The sequence below is a fragment of the Roseisalinus antarcticus genome (genome assembly GCF_900172355.1).
Taxonomy (GTDB): domain Bacteria; phylum Pseudomonadota; class Alphaproteobacteria; order Rhodobacterales; family Rhodobacteraceae; genus Oceanicola; species Oceanicola antarcticus_A.
Window position 1 is genome coordinate 17,826 of sequence record NZ_FWFZ01000023.1, and the last position, 16,574, is coordinate 34,399.

The following is a 16,574-nucleotide window of genomic DNA, read 5'->3' on the forward strand; positions in this document are numbered from 1 at the left end:
CCTGACATGACCGAGACAACCACCGTCACCTTTACCCTCAACGGCGAAGAGCGCAGCCTGACGCTCGAGCCGCGCCAGAACCTGGCCGACACGATCCGCGACACCTGCGGGCTGACCGGCACCCATGTGGGCTGCGAACACGGCGTCTGCGGCGCCTGCACCGTGCTGATGGACGGCAAGGCCGTGCGGTCCTGCCTGACCTTCGCCGTCCAGGCCCAGGGCGCCGAGATCGAGACCGTCGAGAGCCTCGCCGACGGCGACACCCTGCACCCGCTGCAACAGGCCTTCTGGGAGCTGCACGGCCTGCAATGCGGTTTTTGCACGCCCGGCTTCCTGATGCTGGCCGCCGGGGCCCTGCGCGAGAATCCGGACATGTCCGACGACGAGATGCGCGACCTGCTGAGCTCCAACCTCTGCCGCTGCACCGGCTACCAGAACATCGTAAAGGCGGCGCGGCAGGCCGCCGAGGTGATGCGCGGCGAGAGGGCCGAGGCGTGACCGACGCCCCTGCCGATCTTGCCAACGCCAATGCCATCGGCCGCAGCCTGCGCCGGATCGAGGACCGGCCGCTGCTGACCGGGCAGGCCGCCTTTGCCGCCGATCTCAGGGTCGAGGGCCAGGTGCATATGCGCGTCGTCCGCTCTCCGGTCGCCTTCGGGCGGATCACCGAGATCGACGTGGACGAGGCGCTGGAGCTGCCCGGGGTGATCGCGGTCTGGACCCATGCGGATGTCGCCGCCCTGCCGCAGATCGACTTTCGCATGACCAGGATCGAGGGGCTTGGCCCCTACCGGCAATGGGTGCTGGCCCGCGACTTTGTCCGCTATGTCGGAGAGCCGATGGCCGTGGTCTTTGCCGAGACCGGGTTTGCCGCCGAGGATGCGGCGGACCTGATCTTTGCCGAGATCGACGAGCTGGACGCGCATCTTTCGGCCACCGCCGACCCGGTCGAGGTCTATCCCGGGGTCGAGACCGGGCTGCTGTCCGAACCCGCCGTCATCCGCAAGGGGGCGGGCGATGTCGATGCCGCCTTCGCCGCCGCCGACCGGGTGGTGGAGCTCGAGGTCGCCGTTGGCCGCCACACCGGCGTCCCGCTGGAGACGCGCGGCGCACTCGCGCAACATGACCCCGACAGCGACGTGGTCACGATGATGGGCGCGGCGAAGGTGCCCCATTACAACCGCGGCGCCATCGCCACCATGCTGGGCCTGCCCACCGACAAGGTGCAATTGTCCGAACAGCACGTGGGCGGCGGCTTCGGCATCCGCGGCGAGCTTTACCCCGAGGACGTGCTGGTCTGTCACGCGGCGCGGGTGCTGGGGCGCCCGATCCGCTGGATCGAGGACCGCAAGGAGCATCTTCTGGCCGCCAACCACTCGCGCGACCAGGCCTATCGGCTGCGGGCCGCGGTGGATCCAGAGGGTGTGATCCTTGGCCTCGACGCGGCGTTCTACACCGACCAGGGGGCTTATGTCCGGACCCATGGCGGAACCGTGACCGACCTCGCGGCGGCGATGCTGCCCGGGCCCTACCGAATCCCGGCCTACCGGGTCGCGGGCCATATCCGGCTGACGAACAAGACCCCCGCCGGCACCTATCGCGCCCCGGGACGGTTCGAGAGCACCTTCGCCCGCGAGCGCCTGATGGACGAGATCGCCGACCAGTGCGGGCTGTCGCGGTCCGAGGTCCGGCGCCGGAACCTGATTCCGGAGGCGGCAATGCCCTTCGACCGGCAGATCGACACGCTGGGCACGCACCTGGTCTATGACAGCGGCAAATACGCCGACCTGCTGGAGCGGTTCCGCACCATGCTGGACCTGGACCGGACCGAGGACGCGCTCGCCGAACGCCGGGACGCGGGCGAGATGGCGGGCTGCGGGCTGGGATTCTTCGTCGAGAAATCCGGCCTCGGCCCCGATGACCTTGTGCGGCTGCACCTCTCCGGGGATGGCACGATCCGCATCGTGACCGGGGTGGCGAGCGTGGGCCAGGGGGTCGAGACGACGCTGGCCCAGGTCTGCGCCGGTACGCTGGGCATCGGGATCGACGGGATCGAGGTGATCCACGGCCAGACCTCGCTGATCGAGAAGGGCATGGGCGCCTTCGCCACCCGGGTGACGGTGATGGCCGGTTCCGCGGTCAAGATCGCGGCCGAGGCGCTGATCGCCAAGGCGACCGAGGCGGCGGCAAAGGCGCTGGGCGCCGACCCCGCCGATCTGACGTTCGACGCGGGCCGGGTCTCGGGCCCGTCCGGTGCGCTGACCCTCGCCGAGGCAGCGCAGGCCGCGGGCGGAGAGATCGTGGCCGAGGGCCTCTTCGAAACCACCCACATGACCTATCCCTACGGCATCCATTTCGCCCAGGTCAGCGTCGACCCCGAGACCTGCGGCGTCACGATCGAACGCTATGCCGTGGCTTATGACATCGGCCGCATGGTGAACCCGATGCTGGTCGAGGGGCAGCTTGTCGGCGCCGTGGCCCAGGGGGTCGGCGGCGCCCTGCTGGAGGAATTCGTCTATGACGAGGCCGGCCAGCCCCTGGCCACCTCGCTCGCCGACTACCTGATGCCCACCGCGATGGAGATGCCGGAGGTGGAGCTTCTGATTCGCGAGGACGCGCCGAGCCCGATCAACCCGCTGGGGGTCAAGGGCGCGGGCGAAGGCGGGATCAACGGCGCGGGCGCCGCCCTGGCCGGAGCTGTCTCGCAGGCGCTGGGCCGCCGGGTCGATCGGCTGCCGATGACGCCCGAACGGATCTATCGCTGGATTCGCGGCTGACCGGCAGCGCCGGTGCCGAAATCTTGGGCACCGGCCACCCTGAACGGCTTCGACGGCCCGTTCTCAGAAAAAACCGCGAGAAAAAGTTGATCTGATTAAATATCTTTGCATAATATCAAAGTAAGAATTGCAAGGACCCCGCTCATGCCAGACACAGGCCTCTCTCCGGTAACCGTTATCGACAGTCGCTTTACGCGAAAGCCGCTTCCGCTGGTGCGGGGGGCAGGGCAGGCCTTCGCCGTGCTCTATCCCGAGAACGGCGCCGAGTACCGGACGTTCAATGTCATTGAACTGACCCCGGGCGACGTGACCCGCGACCTGAGCCATGCCGAGGAATGCGTCTATTACATCGAATCGGGCTCCGGCCTGATCCGCGACCTGTCGGACGACGCGCCGCAGGACCTGGTCGAAGGGTCGATGATCCATATCGGTGTGGGCGATTCCTACCGGCTGGAAGCCGGCGACGCGGGGATGCGGCTGATCGGCGGCTGCGTGCCGGTTGACCCGGCCCTCTACGACCTGACAGAAGAAGAAGGATCGCCGGCATGAGCATTCGTGTCTTTCACCGCGACAAGCCCACGCTGACGCTGGAGCTGATATCCAAGGACGCCCGGTTCGTGGTCTGGCCCGGCACCGACGCCTGGAACGCCAACGTGAACTACGTGGTGCTGGAGCCGGGCGAATCGAACGTGCCGCATATCCATCCGATCAGCGAGGACACGATCTTCATCATCGAGGGAAAAGGCACCGCGCGGGACTATACCCACGACCTTGCCATCCCTTTCGAGGCCGGCTGCATCGTGCACGTGCCGATGGGCGTCAAACATGCGATCTGCGCGGACCGGGACTCGCGCATCGTGTCGGTCGGCGGGCCGGCCCCGGCGGATGTTCCGCTCTTGAAGAAGGTCGGGGCGATCGCCGAAGATGCCGTGATTCCCGAGCATTACGTGGGCAAGCTCTGATGATCCTGTCGGCCGTCCAGATTGGCACCAAGCTCTATGCGCCGGAAGAGAACCGCGCATGGATCGAGGCGGCCGTCCGGCGCGAGGCGGCCGAGGGCGCGGCGCTTGTCGTGCTGCCGGAACTGGCGGTCTCCGGCTATGGAAGCGACCCTGACCGGCTTGCGGAGAGCGCGGAGCCGCGCGACGGGCCGACGCTGGACCTTCTGGCGCGCCTGTCGGCCGAGCTGAAGCTGGTGCTGGTCTGCGGCTACTGCGAATCCGCGGACGGCGCACTTTACAACAGCGCGGTTCTGACCGCGCCCGGCCGTGCGCCCGCGCATTACCGCAAGCTGCACCTGTTCGACCGGGAAAAAGAGGTCTTTCGGCCCGGCGACCTGGGGCTGGTCATGGCCGAGACCGATATCGGCACGATCGGAATCTGCGTCTGCTACGACCTGCGCTTTGTCGAAGTGGCGCGGGGGCTGGCGCTTGGCGGCGCGGACCTGCTGGCGGTGCCCACGGCCTGGGTCGGGGGCTTCGACGCCGTCGCCCGCGATGACGGCGGCTATATCGGCCAAGCGCGGGGCGCGGTTGTGCAGGCGAACCTGAACCAGCTGCCCATGGTCTGCGCAAGCCAGTCGGGCGGCGACCAGGGGATCCGTTTCCTGGGCTCCTCGCTGATCGCGGATGCCTTCGGTACCTGCGTCGCGGGCCCCATGGGCGAGGACGAAACCGGAGTGATCCGGGCCGAGATGACGCTGGAGGCGATCCGCGCCGCCCGCATCCGTTCCGACCGTATCCGACCGCGCGAGGACCGGCGGACCGACACCTACGGTGTCTCGGTCAACGGCCGGCTTCACTGAGCCGAGAGGAAAGGACGAGAGATGAAACTGCAACAGACCTTTACGCTCGAACGGCCCCGCGACGATGTCTGGGCCTTCTTTCATGACGTGCCCGCCGTGGCTGATTGCCTGCCGGGCGCCGAGTACCTGGGCACCAACGAGGACGGGACGCACAAGGGCAAGATGTCCGTCAAGGTGGGCCCGTTCCAGGCCGCGTTCGAAGGCGCCGCCGACGTCACCTATGACGACGCAGAGCATACCGTGGCGATGTCGGGCAAGGGCGTCGACAAGCGCGGCGCCTCGCGCGGCAAGATGAAGATGGAATGCGCCCTGATCGACGAGGGCGGCGGCACCAAGGTGACGATCGACGCCGATGTCCAGCTGTCCGGCGCGATCGCCCAGTTCGGCCGCACCGGCATCATCGAAGAAATCGCGGGCACCTTGATTTCGGATTTCGTGTCCAATGTCGAAGAGGCGTTGCCGCCCCCCGCCACGGCGGCCGGGGCCGAGGCCGAACAGGGCAGCGAGGCGGCGCAGGCCCGGCCGGCGCGGAGCGCTTCGCGCGGCGGCGCTCGCAAGTCCAAGCCCCTCAGCGGCACGCGTCTGCTGTGGATCACTCTGCGGAATTGGGGGCGGCGGCTGCTGTCCACGAAATGACAAGCGAGACTAAAAAAACTTTGACCTGAATAAAAAAAGGGTCGAAAATTTCCCTGGGGGCAATTGTCCAAAGAGACGGACCCCTCCAACTGCCACCCGATCTGACGGTCACGGCCGGCGCAGAGGAAACCCTTCTGCGCATAAGGAGAGGTGCGCGTGGTATCAAAGGACGCGGCAATGGACATTATCTACTTCGGACTGATTTCGGCGAGCGTCCTGCTGCTGTCTTCGGTCGGCTTCGCGCTGATCGTTCAGGTCGAAGGCTTCCTGAACATAGCCCATGGCCAGATGCTGCTGATGGGCGGCTACACCGGTCTTTGGCTGACCAATATCGGCGTGCCACTGGCCCCTGCGGCCGTGCTTGCGGCGGTGATCACGGGGCTTCTGGGGATGGCGATGTACGGTCTGCTGTTCCGGCCGATCAAGGCCAAGGGTGCGCTGGTGATGCTGTTCACCTCGGTCGGCGCGGCCTATGTCATCAACGGGGTGATCGGCGCCATCGCCGGGGCGCGGATGCAAGGATATGACCTGCCGCCGGTCCGGGCGATGTTGCTGTTCGGCGAGCCCTTCATGACCCGCTACGAGTTGGCCATCGTGATCGTCGCCCTGTTGTCGGCACTGGGCCTGCACCTGTTCATGAGCGGCACTCGCTCGGGCAAGTCGATTCGCGCCGTCGCCGACAACGAGGCGCTGGCCCGCGCCCGTGGCATCGACCCGCGCAGCACGTCCTACCTGGTGTGGTTCGTCGCCTCGGCGCTGGGCGGCCTGGCGGGGGTGTTCCTGGGCGTCATGGGTTCGCTGACGCTCGCCATGGGCTGGCAGCAGATCATCCTGATCCTGGCCACCACCGTGCTCGGCGGGCTCGGCAGCCTCTACGGGGTGATGCTCGCGTCCTTCGTCCTCGCCTTCGGGATCGAGTTCGGCCTGCTCGCGGTCCAGCCCGCGTATCGCTCCGCGCTCGCCTTCTCGATCATCATCATCGTCCTGCTGATCCGGCCGCAGGGGCTGCAAAGCCTCTGGGTCCGGGCGGCGCGGACGCATTAGGGGGGGGCCTGTCATGGACGGCTTGCTGATCTTCGCCACATCCATGGTCACCCTCGCGGCGATCTACGGGATGGTGTGCATGGCGCTGAACCTCGAGGCGGGCGTCGGCCCGCTCTGGGACCTCGGGATCGTCGGATGTTTCGGCGTAGGGGGATATGCCTACGTTCTGCTGACGGCAGACCCCGCGGCGGACTATCAATCCTATCTCTTCGGCTTCGGCCTGCCGATGTGGGTCGGGGCGATCGGGGCGGCGACGGCGGCGGGGCTCGCGGCCTGGCTGATCTCGCTGCCGACGCTGCGGCTGCGCAAGGAATACTTCCTGATCGTGACACTCGCCTTTGCCGAAGTGATCCGGCAGTTCTATGCCAACGAGGAATGGCTGACGAACGGCGTTGCCGGGATCTACGGGCTGGACCAACCGCTCAAGCAGCAGTTCGCGCCGGGCGACTATCCGTATGTCCTGATGGCGCTGTGCCTGGCCGGCCTGGCGGCGACCTGGGCATTGACGCGCCAACTGTCGAAATCGCCCTTCGGCCGCTCGATCAAGGCGCTGCGCGAGAACGAGGCGCTGGCGATCACCGCCGGGATCGAGCCGACGGCCACCTCGCGCAGGCTTTACGTGACCGCGGGGGCGATCACCGGTTTCGCCGGCATGTTCTTCGTCTGGTACAACACGCTGATCGTGCCGGGCCAGTTCGACAGCGACTTTACCTTCTTCATCTGGGCGGCGCTCATCATCGGCGGCATCGGCAGCCAGCGGGGCGCCCTGGTCGGGGCCTTCGTCTTCATCCTGCTGCACGATTCCCTGCGCTTCGTGCAGGTCTCGGGCGAGATGGCCGTCGCCCTGACCTCTCTGCGGACGGCGCTTGTGGGGCTGGTGCTGATCCTGATCCTGCGGTTCCGCCCCGACGGATTGTTCCCCGAACGCCCGGACCGTATGACGAAAGGATCCCGACATGCTTGATGTGCGCGATGTCCGGCTGAGCTATGGCGGCGTCCACGCCGTGAATGGCGTGTCGCTCGATGTCCAGGAAGGCGAGATCGTCGGCCTGATCGGCACCAACGGGGCCGGCAAGACCTCCCTGTTCAATGTGATCACCGGCTTCACCCGGGGCGACGCGGGCACGATCCGCTTCCTCGACAACCAGATCGAGGGCAGCAGCCCGGCGGCGATCGCCGCTTCGGGCATGGTGCGGACCTTCCAGACCCCGATCGGCTTTCCCAAGATGACGGTGCTCGAGAACATGCTGGTGTTCTCGCACAAGGAGCGGTCCGAACGGCGCAAGCTGCTGGGCGGGGCACGCCCCGACAAGGCGCTGATCGCCGACGCGCTCGAGATCCTCGCCGAGTTCCGCCTCGACGGCCGGGCGGATATCTGGGTGCAGGACCTGTCCGCGCCCGAGATGAAGATGCTCGAATTCGCCCGCGCCATGATGGCGCGGCCCAAGCTCATGCTGCTGGACGAACCCGCCGCGGGCGTGAATCCGGCGCTCATGGAAAACCTTGAAGGCCATATCCGCAGTCTGCGGGACCGTGGCGTGACCTTCCTGGTGGTGGATCACAACCTCAGGTTCATCTCGGCGGTGTGCGAGCGCACCTACGCGATGGCCGACGGCAAGGTGATCGCCGACGGGCCGACCTCGGACGTGATCGCCGATCCAGAGGTCATTCGCCTCTACATCGGGACGGGGCCGGGAGAAGCCGCTGCCTGAGACACGACCACGACGCACCCACCAAACTTCCAATAGGAGACGAAACCATGCTGACTGCTTCACGTCGCGCCACATTGGCACTGCTTGCCGCAACCGCCCTCGCCCCTCTCTCGGTGGCCGCCCAGGACGGTGAGCCGATCAAGATGGGCCTGCTCGTCGGGTTCACCGGCGACATGGGCCCCTGGGCCCCCGCGCTCAACAACGCGGCTATTCTCGCCGTCGAAGAGATCAACGAGGCCGGCGGCATCCTCGGCCACCCGGTCGAGCTTATCTCCGAAGACAACACCTCGACCGTGGACGGCGCCATGCGCGGCGCGACCCGGCTGGTCAATGTCGAGGGCGTGCCGGTCATCATCGGGCCCGAGTCCGACCCGATCGTCGCCCTGCGGTCCTTTGCCGTCGACAACCAGGTGCCAATCATCTCGACCTCGGCCGGCACCGAGGCCCTGAACGAGGCCGGGGGCACCGGCACCTACATCTACCGCACCAACGCCTCCGACAGCTTCCTCGGCGTGGTGCATGCCAAGATGCTGCTGGACGAGATGGACCAGTCGGAAATCATCATGGTCGTCGAAAACCTCGAAGGCACGACCTCCGCCGCCAACACCTTCAAGGCCGCCTACGAGCGCCTTGGCGGCACGATCATCGACGAGGTGGTCCTCGCGCCCGGTCAGACCAACTATCAGTCCGAAGTGCGGACCGTGGCGGGCTACGAGCCCGACATGATCTTCCTCGCCACCGGCCAGACCACCGGCGTGGCCTTCGTGCGCCAGGCCTACCAGCGCGGCTACGACTGGGATTACTGGGTCACGGCCGAGCTTCAGTCCCCCGACTTCGTCGATGCCGCAGGCGTCGAGATCGTCGCCGGCGCCCTGAACCCGGTGTCGAGCCAGGTCGAGGACAGCGAAAGCTGGGGCCGGTTCTCTGCCGCCTATTCGGCGCGGTTCGACGAGGCGCCGGAGCCCGGGTTCTACCAGGCCGAAACCTATGACGCCTTCATGGTCGCGGCGCTGGCGATGGTCGCCGGTGGCGAGGCCACCGGTGCGGCGGTCGACGCCAACCTGACCGAGGTGGCGACGCCCGGAGGGACCGAGGTGATCTCCTTCGCCGACGGTGTGGCCGCGCTCGAGGCCGGGGAAGAGATCAACTATGAGGGCGCGTCCGGCTCGATCAACTTCAACGAGTACGGCAACGTGACGATCCCCGCCACGCGGCTGCTGCAGATCTCCGAGGACGGCACCTGGGAGACAATCATGATGGTGGACAGCACCGAGTTCCCGGCGAACTGATCCCGGCAAACCCCCGCGAAGGTCCGGCCCGTCAGCGGGTCGGGCCTTTGCCCCGATAGATACCCCAAGGCGGAGTGACGCTCATGGCACCGATCCTCTCAATCGAAGGTCTGACGGCCGGCTACGGCAAGCTGCCGGTGCTGCACGACGTGTCGCTGGCGCTGGAACAGGGCCGGATGCTGTCGATCATCGGGCCGAACGGCGCGGGCAAGACGACACTCACCCGCGCGATCTGCGGCCAGTGCACGGTGATGTCCGGCGCGATCCGCTATGACGGGCGCGACATCGCCGGCTGGCCGGGGCAGGAGATCGCCCGCGCGGGCATCGGCTACGTCCCCCAGAGCAACAATGTGTTCAGGGCGCTGACGGTCGAGGAGAACCTCGAGATGTCGTCCCTGCTGATGGAACGCGCCGCGCAGAAGGCCGCGATCGAGGCCGCCTATGCCCGTTTCCCCCGCCTGACCGAGCGGCGGCGTCAGGTCGGCGCGTCCCTCTCGGGCGGCGAGCGGCAGATGCTGGCGATTGCCTCGGCGTTGCTGTCCGAGCCGCGGCTGCTGATCCTCGACGAGCCGGTGTCCGGCCTGGCGCCGTCGATGACGGACGAGGTGGCGCACAGTATCTCGCAGATCGCCAAGAGCGGCGTGACCGTGGTCTGGGTCGCGGAAGAGAACCCGCAGATGATCATCGGCCTGTCCGACGAGGTCGTGGTCATGACCACCGGGACCATCAAGCTGCACCAATCCGCGCAGGAGATGCTGGCGGCAGAGAACTTCCGCGAGATCTTCCTTGGCATCTAGATGGCGCGAAATTTTCATCCGGATTAAATAAATCGAGCAAAAATGCCGCATAAATTCAAGAATTGATTGACGGCGGCGGCCAGCCTCTGGAAAGATGATCGAGAAACGGGGCCGTTTGTCCCGATGCGAACCACGAGGATCCTGACCGTGATCGAGCTGATCCGAAACCGCATTGATGCCGTCGCCGTCCTGCGGTGCGCCATCTCTGCCGGGCCGGTTGGCGATCGCAGGCCAGCTCCGTGCGCCGATGCCGAGGTGCAGGCGCTGGCTGATGGAAGCGACGGCGACCCTCCTGCCTGCCGCTGCTGATCCCGGCAGGGGCCAGGGCGCCGGTCCTGACCGGCCATGCGCCAGCGTTCCCTGTCGATCCATCCGCCGCAGAGGCCCCGGGCGGGCCTGCTGGATGACATATATGTCCCCGATCCGCGACCGACACCGCGCCGCAAGGATCGACCCCATGCCCGATGCCAAAGGAGCCCACCATGCTCGATGTCTTGCGCAAGTACTGGAATCCCGTCGCCCGCAGCGAAGAGATCACCCCCACCCCCACCCGCCACATGATGCTCGGAGAGCAGCTGGTCCTCTGGCGGACCTCCGACAGCGGCACGGTCAGCGTGATGAAGGACCTCTGCATCCATCGCGGCGCGGCGCTGTCGGGCGGCCGGGTGGAGGGCGAAAACATTGTCTGCCCCTATCACGGCTGGCGCTATGGCGCCGACGGCGCCTGCACCCATATCCCGTCGCTGCCCGAGGGCTCTCCGATCCCGGCCAAGGCCCGCACCACGACCTATCCCGTGCGCGAGGCCTATGGCCTGATCTGGGTCGCGCAGGACGATGACCCGGCACCGTTCCCGGATTTCCTCGATGCCTACGAGTCCGACCCCGCCTTTCGCATGTGCTATGTCAGCCATTACGACTGGGCGACCTCGGCCGGGCGCGTGCTGGAAAACGCGATGGATTTCTCGCATTTCAACTTCGTCCACAAGGGCTACACCGAGCTTGCGGACGGCCCCGTCATCAAGCCCTACGAGGTCAAACGCTCGGACCGCGGCTTTACCTATGCCTATGACGATGGGCACCTGGTGCGGGACTACACCGTGGAGTTTCCGTTCATCGTCCACGACCGCAAGAGCGTGACCAACCCCGAGGGCGGCAAGACCTGGTCCGACGACGGCGAGAGCAAGGCCGGGGACTGCACCCTTCTGACCTTCATCGCCGCGCCGGTCGACGAGGCGACGACCCGGATTCACGTGCTGGTGTCGCGCAATCACGGGCTGAATCGGCCCGACGAGGATTTCACCAGCGGCTTCGACGTGGTGATGAACCAGGACAAGGTCATCGTCGAAAGCCAGCGCCCCGAGCAGATCCCCATGGACCTCAAGGAGGAACTGCACCTGCGGATGCCCGACGCCCACGCCGTGCTGTATCGCCGGATGCTGCGCGAGATCGACCTGCCCGAGGGCTACATGCCATGACCGAGCCCACGGTCGACCTGCGGGTCGCGGCGGTGGCGCAGGTCGGCGGGGATGTGCGCTGCTTCACGCTCTGTCCCGCGGTGGAAGGGGCGGCGCTGCCCGGCTTCACCGCCGGGGCGCATATCTCGCTGCACCTGCCGTCGGGGCTGGTGCGGGATTATTCGCTGTGCTCCGATCCGGGGGAGGCCGGACATTGGCAGATCGCGGTAAAGCGCGAGGCCGAGGGCCGCGGCGGGTCGATCGAGGTGCATGACCGGCTGGAGGTGGGCGAGACCCTGACTGCGAGCCACCCCCGCAACACCTTCGCCCTGCCGGACGGCGACGGGCCGTTGCTGCTGCTGTCCGGCGGGATCGGGATCACGCCGATCCTGTCGATGATCCCCGCGTTGCGTCGCGCCGGCCGGCGTTTTCGGCTGATCCACCTGGTGCGCGATGCGGCCGACGTCCCCTTTGCCGATCGGATGGTCCCGACCGGCGACGAGGACATGATGATCTGTCCGCGCGGCGGTGCGCGGTTCCCCGTGGGCGCGGCGCTGGCCGGGCTCGGGCCCGACTGGTCGGTCCAGTGCTGCGGCCCGATGTCCCTGATCGAAGCGGCCGAGCGCCAGGCCGCGGCGCTGAACTGGGCCCCCGGCCGTCTGCGCCGCGAGGTGTTCCGGGCCGAGGACGTGGCCCCGCGTGACGGCGACGCGCCGATCCGGGTCACCATCGCCTCCACCGGCCAGGTGGTGCAGGTGGCCGCCGACAAGACGATCCTCGACGCCCTGCTGGGCGCGGGCGTGGATGTGCCGTTCAGTTGCGAGGAAGGCACCTGCGGCACCTGCATCACCCGCGTGCTGGACGGCGACCCTGACCACCGGGACATGGTTCTGATGCCTCACGAAAAGGCAGATCACATCACCGTCTGCTGTTCCCGGGCGAAATCGGCGGCCCTGACGCTCGAATTATGAATTTGACAGTTGTCAATCAACCGCGAATAATTTTTAATCTGGTTAAATAGTCCGATGCCGGGCTAGTGACATGCAAGCAAAAGGATCCGGTCCATGAAGATCACAGACATGACCCATCTGATGAACGCGCACACCCCCGGTTGGGTGGGCTATGCGGGCAACAAGATGTATTATGCCCAGAACCTGCAGACCAAGCAGATCGTGGCCCAGCGCATCGACGTGGCCCTGCACACCGGCACCCATATCGACGGCGCCATGCACGGCACCGACGGCATGGGCGACATGGCCTCCTACCCGATGGATTTCCTGGTCGGCCCGGGCGCCGTCGTCGATGTCAGCGAGCATATGGAGGATTGGGCCGTCATCACGCCGGAGATGATCGAAAGCGCCCCGGTCGAGGTCAAGGAAGGCGATATCCTGATCCTGCACACCGGCTGGCACCGCTACTGGGAAGGCCGCGACCAGCAGGATCTCGTCCGCTATTTCTGCATGCACCCGGGCGGCAAGATCGAGCTTCTGGAGTGGATGCTGGACAAGAAGATCAAGTGGTTCGGGATTGATGCGGGGTCGGGCGACCACGCCATGAACACCTCGATCCGCCACATGCGCCCCGACATCGCCAAGCGGTTCGAGCAGAAGGTGGGCATGACCTGCGACGAGTTCTTCGGCGATTATTCCTTCACCCACCACAAATCCGGCCGCGAAGTGGTCGAGAACATCTTTCCGTTCCATGCCTACGGGTTCGACCGCGGCCTGATCCACGCCGAGAACGTCGGCGGCGACATCGAACTGTGCCTGAACAAGCGCGGCGTGATCGGCGCCTTCCCCTGGCGCTATGACGGGCTCGAGGCCAGCCCCTGCCGGATCCTTCTGATGGAAGGCATCGACGAATCCGTCGAGGCGGTGGGCGACGTGGCGAAGGCAATCTTCGACCGGCGCTGACTCTCCCACAGCAGCCCGGACGAAGCCCTCGCGGCGAAGAGCGGTCTGGCCGGTAGCTCCCGCCGGTCAGGCCGTCGTCTTGTGTGAAAGGATGCCCATGCTGATCGGCGCCCGCCCCGGCGAGATGACCTCGCAACAGCAAGCTTTGCACGATGCCATCGCCAGCGGCCCGCGCGGCGGGGTGCCGCTTCCGTTCCTGGCGATGCTGGACAGCCCCGGGCTGTGCGATGCGATCCAGGGGGTGGGCGAGACGATCCGCTACCGCACCACAATGACCGACCGTCAGCGCGAGATCGCGATCCTCGCGGCCGCCGCCGCCTGCGGGTCGGGCTATGAATGGGGCTATCACGATGCGCTCGCGGTCAAGGCCGGGATGACCCCCGCCGAGCGCACCGCCGTCCTTGACGGCAGCGGCGCGGGTCTGCGGCCCGGCGAGGGCGCCATGGTCCGCTATATCCGCATCGCCGTGCACGAGCGGCGGGCGGACGCCGCGGAACTGGCCGATATCACCGCAACCCTGGGCCGCGAGATCGCCACCGAGGCGACGGCCATCGCGGGCTATTACCCCCTGCTGGCGCTGTTCCTAGGCGCGGGCGGGCTGGACGAGCCCCTGCCCGCCAGCATCGCCTGACCTCGGACCGTCTGACCGCAGTCCGTCTGACCGCCTCAGCGATAGAGCAGAACCGGGATCTTCACCGTCTGGATCATCGAGGTCGTCGTCGAGCCGATGATCAGGTTGCGGATCCGGCCGTGGCCGTAGGCGCCCATCACCAGAAGATTGAAATCCTCGTCCGCGACCAGCCTGGCCAGGACCTCCTCGGGCTCTCCGGTCTCGGCCCGGGGGGACGCGGTGACATTCGCGGCCCGAAGCTTGGCGACCGCTGTCTCGGCGGTGGCCATGGCGCGGCCCTTGTCCGGACCGGCGCAAAGAACGCAGAGGTCCAGATGCTCGAACACCGGGCTGTCGGCCATGCGCTGGATCGCGACCTTGGAACTGGCGCTGCCGTCATAGGCGACCAGGACGCGCGAAATCGGCCGGAATTCCCGCGAGGCGACGAAGACCGGCACGGTCGAGGTCCGCACGATCCGTTCGAGGTTGGAGCCGAGGTGACCGCTGGCGAAATCCGCCCCCTCGCCGCGCTTGCCGATCGTGATTGCGCGGGTATCGCTCGCGATTTCGCGGATGGCATCCAGCAGGTCGCCCTTGCGCAGCCGCAGGTTCACGTTCGGCACCCCGTCCTGATCGAGGATCGCCTTGGCGTCTTCAAGGATCGCGTGACCCCGGGCCTGGGCCAGCTTGGCCCGCTCCTCGTCGAGCGCCGACAGCTTTTCCAGCAGGGCCGACCGGGCGCCAAGCCGCAGGGCGCCCGACAGGTCGGTCGACGCCGCTCCCTCGCGCCGGCCCAGCACGTGCATCGCCTCGACGTCGGCGTTCAGCTTCTTGGCGATCCAGGCGGTGTGGTGGCAGACGCTTTCGGAATAGGCCGAGCCGTCCAGCAATGCGAGTATCTTGTCCATCTGTTCCTCCCTCAATGCTCCATCAGCGTATCCATCGCGCCGGGCTTGTCGTGGATGGCAAGCTTGTCGACGAGAGTTTCGGACGCCTTGTTCATGCCGACGACCTCAACATCTGCCCCTTCCCGGCGCAACTTGAGGATCACCATGTCGAGCGCCTGGACAGAGCTGATATCCCAGATATGCGCCCGGCTGACGTCGATGACGACCCGGTCCGGCGCCTCGCGGAAGTCGATCGCCTCGGCGAAATCCTCGGTCGAGCCGTAGAACAGCTGACCTTCGAGTACATAGGTCCGCTCTCGCCCGTCCGCGGACAATGTCGACGAGATCCGGAACAGCTGCGAGATCTTGCCGGCAAAGAAGATGCCCGACAGAAGCACGCCGACCAGAACGCCGATGGCCAGATTGTGGGTATAGACCACCGTGACAACCGTCGCGATCATCACGATCGAGGACGAGCGCGGATGCACCCGCAGCGCCTTGATCGAAGACCACGAGAAGGTGCCGATCGACACCATGATCATGATCGCCACCAACGCCGGCATCGGGATCCGCGCCACCAGGTCGCCCAGCCCGACGATCAGGATCAGCAACACGGTGCCCGCGGTGAAGGCCGACAGGCGCCCGCGGCCCCCGGATTTCACGTTGATGATGGACTGCCCGATCATGGCGCAGCCGGCCATGCCGCCGATGAACCCGGTCGCGGTGTTCGCGATGCCCTGGCCGATGCACTCCTGGTCGCGGTTGGACTTGGTGTCGGTCAGGTCGTCGACGATGTTCTGGGTCATCAGGCTTTCGAGCAGGCCGACCACTGCGACGGCGGCCGAATAGGGGAAGATGATCAGCAGCGTCTCCAGCGTCAGCGGGATCTGCGGAATGAGGAAGACGGGCAGGGTGTCGGGCAGGGCCCCCATGTCGCCCACGGTCCGCACCTCCCAGCCCATGACCACGACCAATGTGGTCAGCACGATGATCGTCACCAGCGGCGAGGGGACGGCGGTGGTGAGGCGCGGGAAGAGATAAATGATCGCGAGCCCCGCCGCGACCAGCGCATAGGTCAGCCAGGTGACGCCCTCGGTGCTCGGGTTCAGCTCGGGCAGCTGGGCCATGAAGATCAGGATCGCCAGCGCGTTCACGAACCCCGTCATCACCGATTTCGACACGTAGCGCATGAACTGGCCAAGCCGCAGCAGGCCCGCGCCGATCTGCAGCAGCCCCGCCAGGACCGTGGCCGCCAGCAGGTATTCCAGCCCGTAGTCCCGCACCAGCGTCACCATCAGCACGGCCGTCGCCGCCGTGGCCGCCGAGATCATGCCGGGCCGCCCGCCGGTGAAGGCGATCAGCACCGCGATCGAGAACGAGGCATAGAGCCCCACCTTCGGATCCACGCCGGCGATGATGGAAAAGGCGATCGCCTCGGGGATCAGTGCCAGGGCCACGACGAGCCCGGCGAGCAGGTCGCCGCGGATGTTGCCGAACCATTGCTGTCGATAGTCGGAGAGTGAGATCATGATCAGTCCAATACCCTGTGCCGGTGCGCCTTTCGCAAGACAGCCCGACCGTGCAATTTGGGCTTACCTGTTGCGTTGTCCGGCGGATCAGCGGCCGGAAGAGCCACCCGGTCTTTCACCGG

Annotated in this window: 18 protein-coding genes and 1 other annotated feature (1 of these 19 only partly in view); of the genes, 16 read left to right on the plus strand and 2 right to left on the minus strand. The window is 66.7% G+C overall.

All coding sequences use genetic code 11. The features are described 5' to 3' along the window. The first annotated feature begins 6 nt into the window (after positions 1–6). The 16 genes from ROA7023_RS17045 to ROA7023_RS17120 all read left to right on the plus strand — a co-directional run bounded on the left by ROA7023_RS17045 (position 7) and on the right by ROA7023_RS17120 (position 14,057). A complete protein-coding gene (locus ROA7023_RS17045; RefSeq protein ID WP_085880243.1) occupies positions 7–498 on the plus strand; it encodes a (2Fe-2S)-binding protein in 492 nt (163 codons plus the stop codon). Further along, complete coding sequence (locus tag ROA7023_RS17050) at positions 495–2,777, plus strand: xanthine dehydrogenase family protein molybdopterin-binding subunit (protein ID WP_085880244.1); 2,283 nt, start codon at positions 495–497, stop codon at positions 2,775–2,777. Before ROA7023_RS17045 ends, ROA7023_RS17050 begins: the two co-directional genes overlap by 4 nt. 144 nt (positions 2,778–2,921) lie before the next feature. Further along, positions 2,922–3,326: a cupin domain-containing protein gene (locus tag ROA7023_RS17055; RefSeq protein ID WP_085880245.1), complete on the plus strand. Its 405-nt coding sequence runs from the start codon at positions 2,922–2,924 to the stop codon at positions 3,324–3,326. After that, positions 3,323–3,739 carry a cupin domain-containing protein gene (locus tag ROA7023_RS17060; RefSeq protein WP_085880246.1) on the plus strand — a complete coding sequence of 139 codons (417 nt, stop codon included), beginning with the start codon at positions 3,323–3,325 and terminating at the stop codon, positions 3,737–3,739. The genes ROA7023_RS17055 and ROA7023_RS17060 overlap by 4 nt, the downstream gene beginning before the upstream one ends. After that, positions 3,739–4,581, plus strand: coding sequence for a carbon-nitrogen hydrolase family protein (locus ROA7023_RS17065; RefSeq protein ID WP_085880247.1), 843 nt, complete (start codon positions 3,739–3,741; stop codon positions 4,579–4,581). Before ROA7023_RS17060 ends, ROA7023_RS17065 begins: the two co-directional genes overlap by 1 nt. A gap of 21 nt (positions 4,582–4,602) precedes the next feature. Next, positions 4,603–5,217: an SRPBCC family protein gene (locus tag ROA7023_RS17070; protein WP_085880248.1), complete on the plus strand. Its 615-nt coding sequence runs from the start codon at positions 4,603–4,605 to the stop codon at positions 5,215–5,217. A 177-nt stretch (positions 5,218–5,394) separates the two neighbouring features. Beyond that, positions 5,395–6,261: a branched-chain amino acid ABC transporter permease gene (locus tag ROA7023_RS17075; RefSeq protein ID WP_085880249.1), complete on the plus strand. Its 867-nt coding sequence runs from the start codon at positions 5,395–5,397 to the stop codon at positions 6,259–6,261. 13 nt (positions 6,262–6,274) lie between these two features. Then, positions 6,275–7,225, plus strand: a complete 951-nt coding sequence (locus tag ROA7023_RS17080; protein ID WP_085880250.1) for a branched-chain amino acid ABC transporter permease — start codon at positions 6,275–6,277, stop codon at positions 7,223–7,225. Further along, positions 7,218–7,973: an ABC transporter ATP-binding protein gene (locus tag ROA7023_RS17085; RefSeq protein ID WP_085880251.1), complete on the plus strand. Its 756-nt coding sequence runs from the start codon at positions 7,218–7,220 to the stop codon at positions 7,971–7,973. The genes ROA7023_RS17080 and ROA7023_RS17085 overlap by 8 nt, the downstream gene beginning before the upstream one ends. Before the next feature lie 47 nt (positions 7,974–8,020). Beyond that, positions 8,021–9,262 (plus strand): ABC transporter substrate-binding protein, encoded by a 1,242-nt coding sequence (locus tag ROA7023_RS17090; RefSeq protein WP_085880252.1) that lies wholly within the window; start codon positions 8,021–8,023, stop codon positions 9,260–9,262. Positions 9,263–9,345: 83 nt separating this feature from the next. Further along, on the plus strand, positions 9,346–10,059 hold the full coding sequence (locus tag ROA7023_RS17095; protein ID WP_085880253.1) for an ABC transporter ATP-binding protein: 714 nt from the start codon (positions 9,346–9,348) through the stop codon (positions 10,057–10,059). 147 nt (positions 10,060–10,206) lie between these two features. Beyond that, entirely contained in the window at positions 10,207–10,368 is a 162-nt protein-coding gene (locus ROA7023_RS24525) for a hypothetical protein (RefSeq protein WP_159458565.1), read from the plus strand. Positions 10,369–10,541: 173 nt separating this feature from the next. Further along, positions 10,542–11,534, plus strand: a complete 993-nt coding sequence (locus ROA7023_RS17105; protein WP_159458566.1) for a Rieske 2Fe-2S domain-containing protein — start codon at positions 10,542–10,544, stop codon at positions 11,532–11,534. Further along, complete coding sequence (locus ROA7023_RS17110; protein ID WP_085880256.1) at positions 11,531–12,484, plus strand: PDR/VanB family oxidoreductase; 954 nt, start codon at positions 11,531–11,533, stop codon at positions 12,482–12,484. Before ROA7023_RS17105 ends, ROA7023_RS17110 begins: the two co-directional genes overlap by 4 nt. 93 nt (positions 12,485–12,577) lie before the next feature. Continuing rightward, the gene (locus ROA7023_RS17115; RefSeq protein WP_085880257.1) at positions 12,578–13,426 is read left to right on the plus strand and encodes a cyclase family protein; all 849 of its coding nucleotides are present in this window, start codon (positions 12,578–12,580) and stop codon (positions 13,424–13,426) included. 97 nt (positions 13,427–13,523) lie between these two features. Then, positions 13,524–14,057 (plus strand): carboxymuconolactone decarboxylase family protein, encoded by a 534-nt coding sequence (locus tag ROA7023_RS17120; protein ID WP_159458567.1) that lies wholly within the window; start codon positions 13,524–13,526, stop codon positions 14,055–14,057. A gap of 35 nt (positions 14,058–14,092) precedes the next feature. Here the strand turns inward: ROA7023_RS17120 and ROA7023_RS17125 are convergent, their stop codons facing one another. After that, positions 14,093–14,944 carry a universal stress protein gene (locus ROA7023_RS17125; protein WP_085880259.1) on the minus strand — a complete coding sequence of 284 codons (852 nt, stop codon included), beginning with the start codon at positions 14,942–14,944 and terminating at the stop codon, positions 14,093–14,095. Positions 14,945–14,955: 11 nt separating this feature from the next. Beyond that, complete coding sequence (locus ROA7023_RS17130) at positions 14,956–16,452, minus strand: SulP family inorganic anion transporter (RefSeq protein WP_085880260.1); 1,497 nt, start codon at positions 16,450–16,452, stop codon at positions 14,956–14,958. A 73-nt stretch (positions 16,453–16,525) separates the two neighbouring features. Then, positions 16,526–16,574, minus strand: a sequence feature (sul1 is cis-regulatory element that is thought to sense ions involved in sulfur or methionine metabolism; They are found in Alphaproteobacteria); it runs 7 nt beyond the window's last position.

What these genes read in the sequence shown, in the direction of transcription:
- ROA7023_RS17045 (WP_085880243.1), top strand. Translation starts at nt 7, where the DNA reads ATGACCGAGACAACCACCGTCACCTTTACCCTCAACGGCGAAGAGCGC.
- ROA7023_RS17055 (WP_085880245.1), top strand. Translation starts at nt 2,922, where the DNA reads ATGCCAGACACAGGCCTCTCTCCGGTAACCGTTATCGACAGTCGCTTT.
- ROA7023_RS17060 (WP_085880246.1), top strand. Translation starts at nt 3,323, where the DNA reads ATGAGCATTCGTGTCTTTCACCGCGACAAGCCCACGCTGACGCTGGAG.
- ROA7023_RS17065 (WP_085880247.1), top strand. Translation starts at nt 3,739, where the DNA reads ATGATCCTGTCGGCCGTCCAGATTGGCACCAAGCTCTATGCGCCGGAA.
- ROA7023_RS17070 (WP_085880248.1), top strand. Translation starts at nt 4,603, where the DNA reads ATGAAACTGCAACAGACCTTTACGCTCGAACGGCCCCGCGACGATGTC.
- ROA7023_RS17075 (WP_085880249.1), top strand. Translation starts at nt 5,395, where the DNA reads ATGGACATTATCTACTTCGGACTGATTTCGGCGAGCGTCCTGCTGCTG.
- ROA7023_RS17080 (WP_085880250.1), top strand. Translation starts at nt 6,275, where the DNA reads ATGGACGGCTTGCTGATCTTCGCCACATCCATGGTCACCCTCGCGGCG.
- ROA7023_RS17085 (WP_085880251.1), top strand. Translation starts at nt 7,218, where the DNA reads ATGCTTGATGTGCGCGATGTCCGGCTGAGCTATGGCGGCGTCCACGCC.
- ROA7023_RS17090 (WP_085880252.1), top strand. Translation starts at nt 8,021, where the DNA reads ATGCTGACTGCTTCACGTCGCGCCACATTGGCACTGCTTGCCGCAACC.
- ROA7023_RS17095 (WP_085880253.1), top strand. Translation starts at nt 9,346, where the DNA reads ATGGCACCGATCCTCTCAATCGAAGGTCTGACGGCCGGCTACGGCAAG.
- ROA7023_RS17105 (WP_159458566.1), top strand. Translation starts at nt 10,542, where the DNA reads ATGCTCGATGTCTTGCGCAAGTACTGGAATCCCGTCGCCCGCAGCGAA.
- ROA7023_RS17110 (WP_085880256.1), top strand. Translation starts at nt 11,531, where the DNA reads ATGACCGAGCCCACGGTCGACCTGCGGGTCGCGGCGGTGGCGCAGGTC.
- ROA7023_RS17115 (WP_085880257.1), top strand. Translation starts at nt 12,578, where the DNA reads ATGAAGATCACAGACATGACCCATCTGATGAACGCGCACACCCCCGGT.
- ROA7023_RS17120 (WP_159458567.1), top strand. Translation starts at nt 13,524, where the DNA reads ATGCTGATCGGCGCCCGCCCCGGCGAGATGACCTCGCAACAGCAAGCT.
- ROA7023_RS17125 (WP_085880259.1), bottom strand. Translation starts at nt 14,944, where the DNA reads ATGGACAAGATACTCGCATTGCTGGACGGCTCGGCCTATTCCGAAAGC.
- ROA7023_RS17130 (WP_085880260.1), bottom strand. Translation starts at nt 16,452, where the DNA reads ATGATCTCACTCTCCGACTATCGACAGCAATGGTTCGGCAACATCCGC.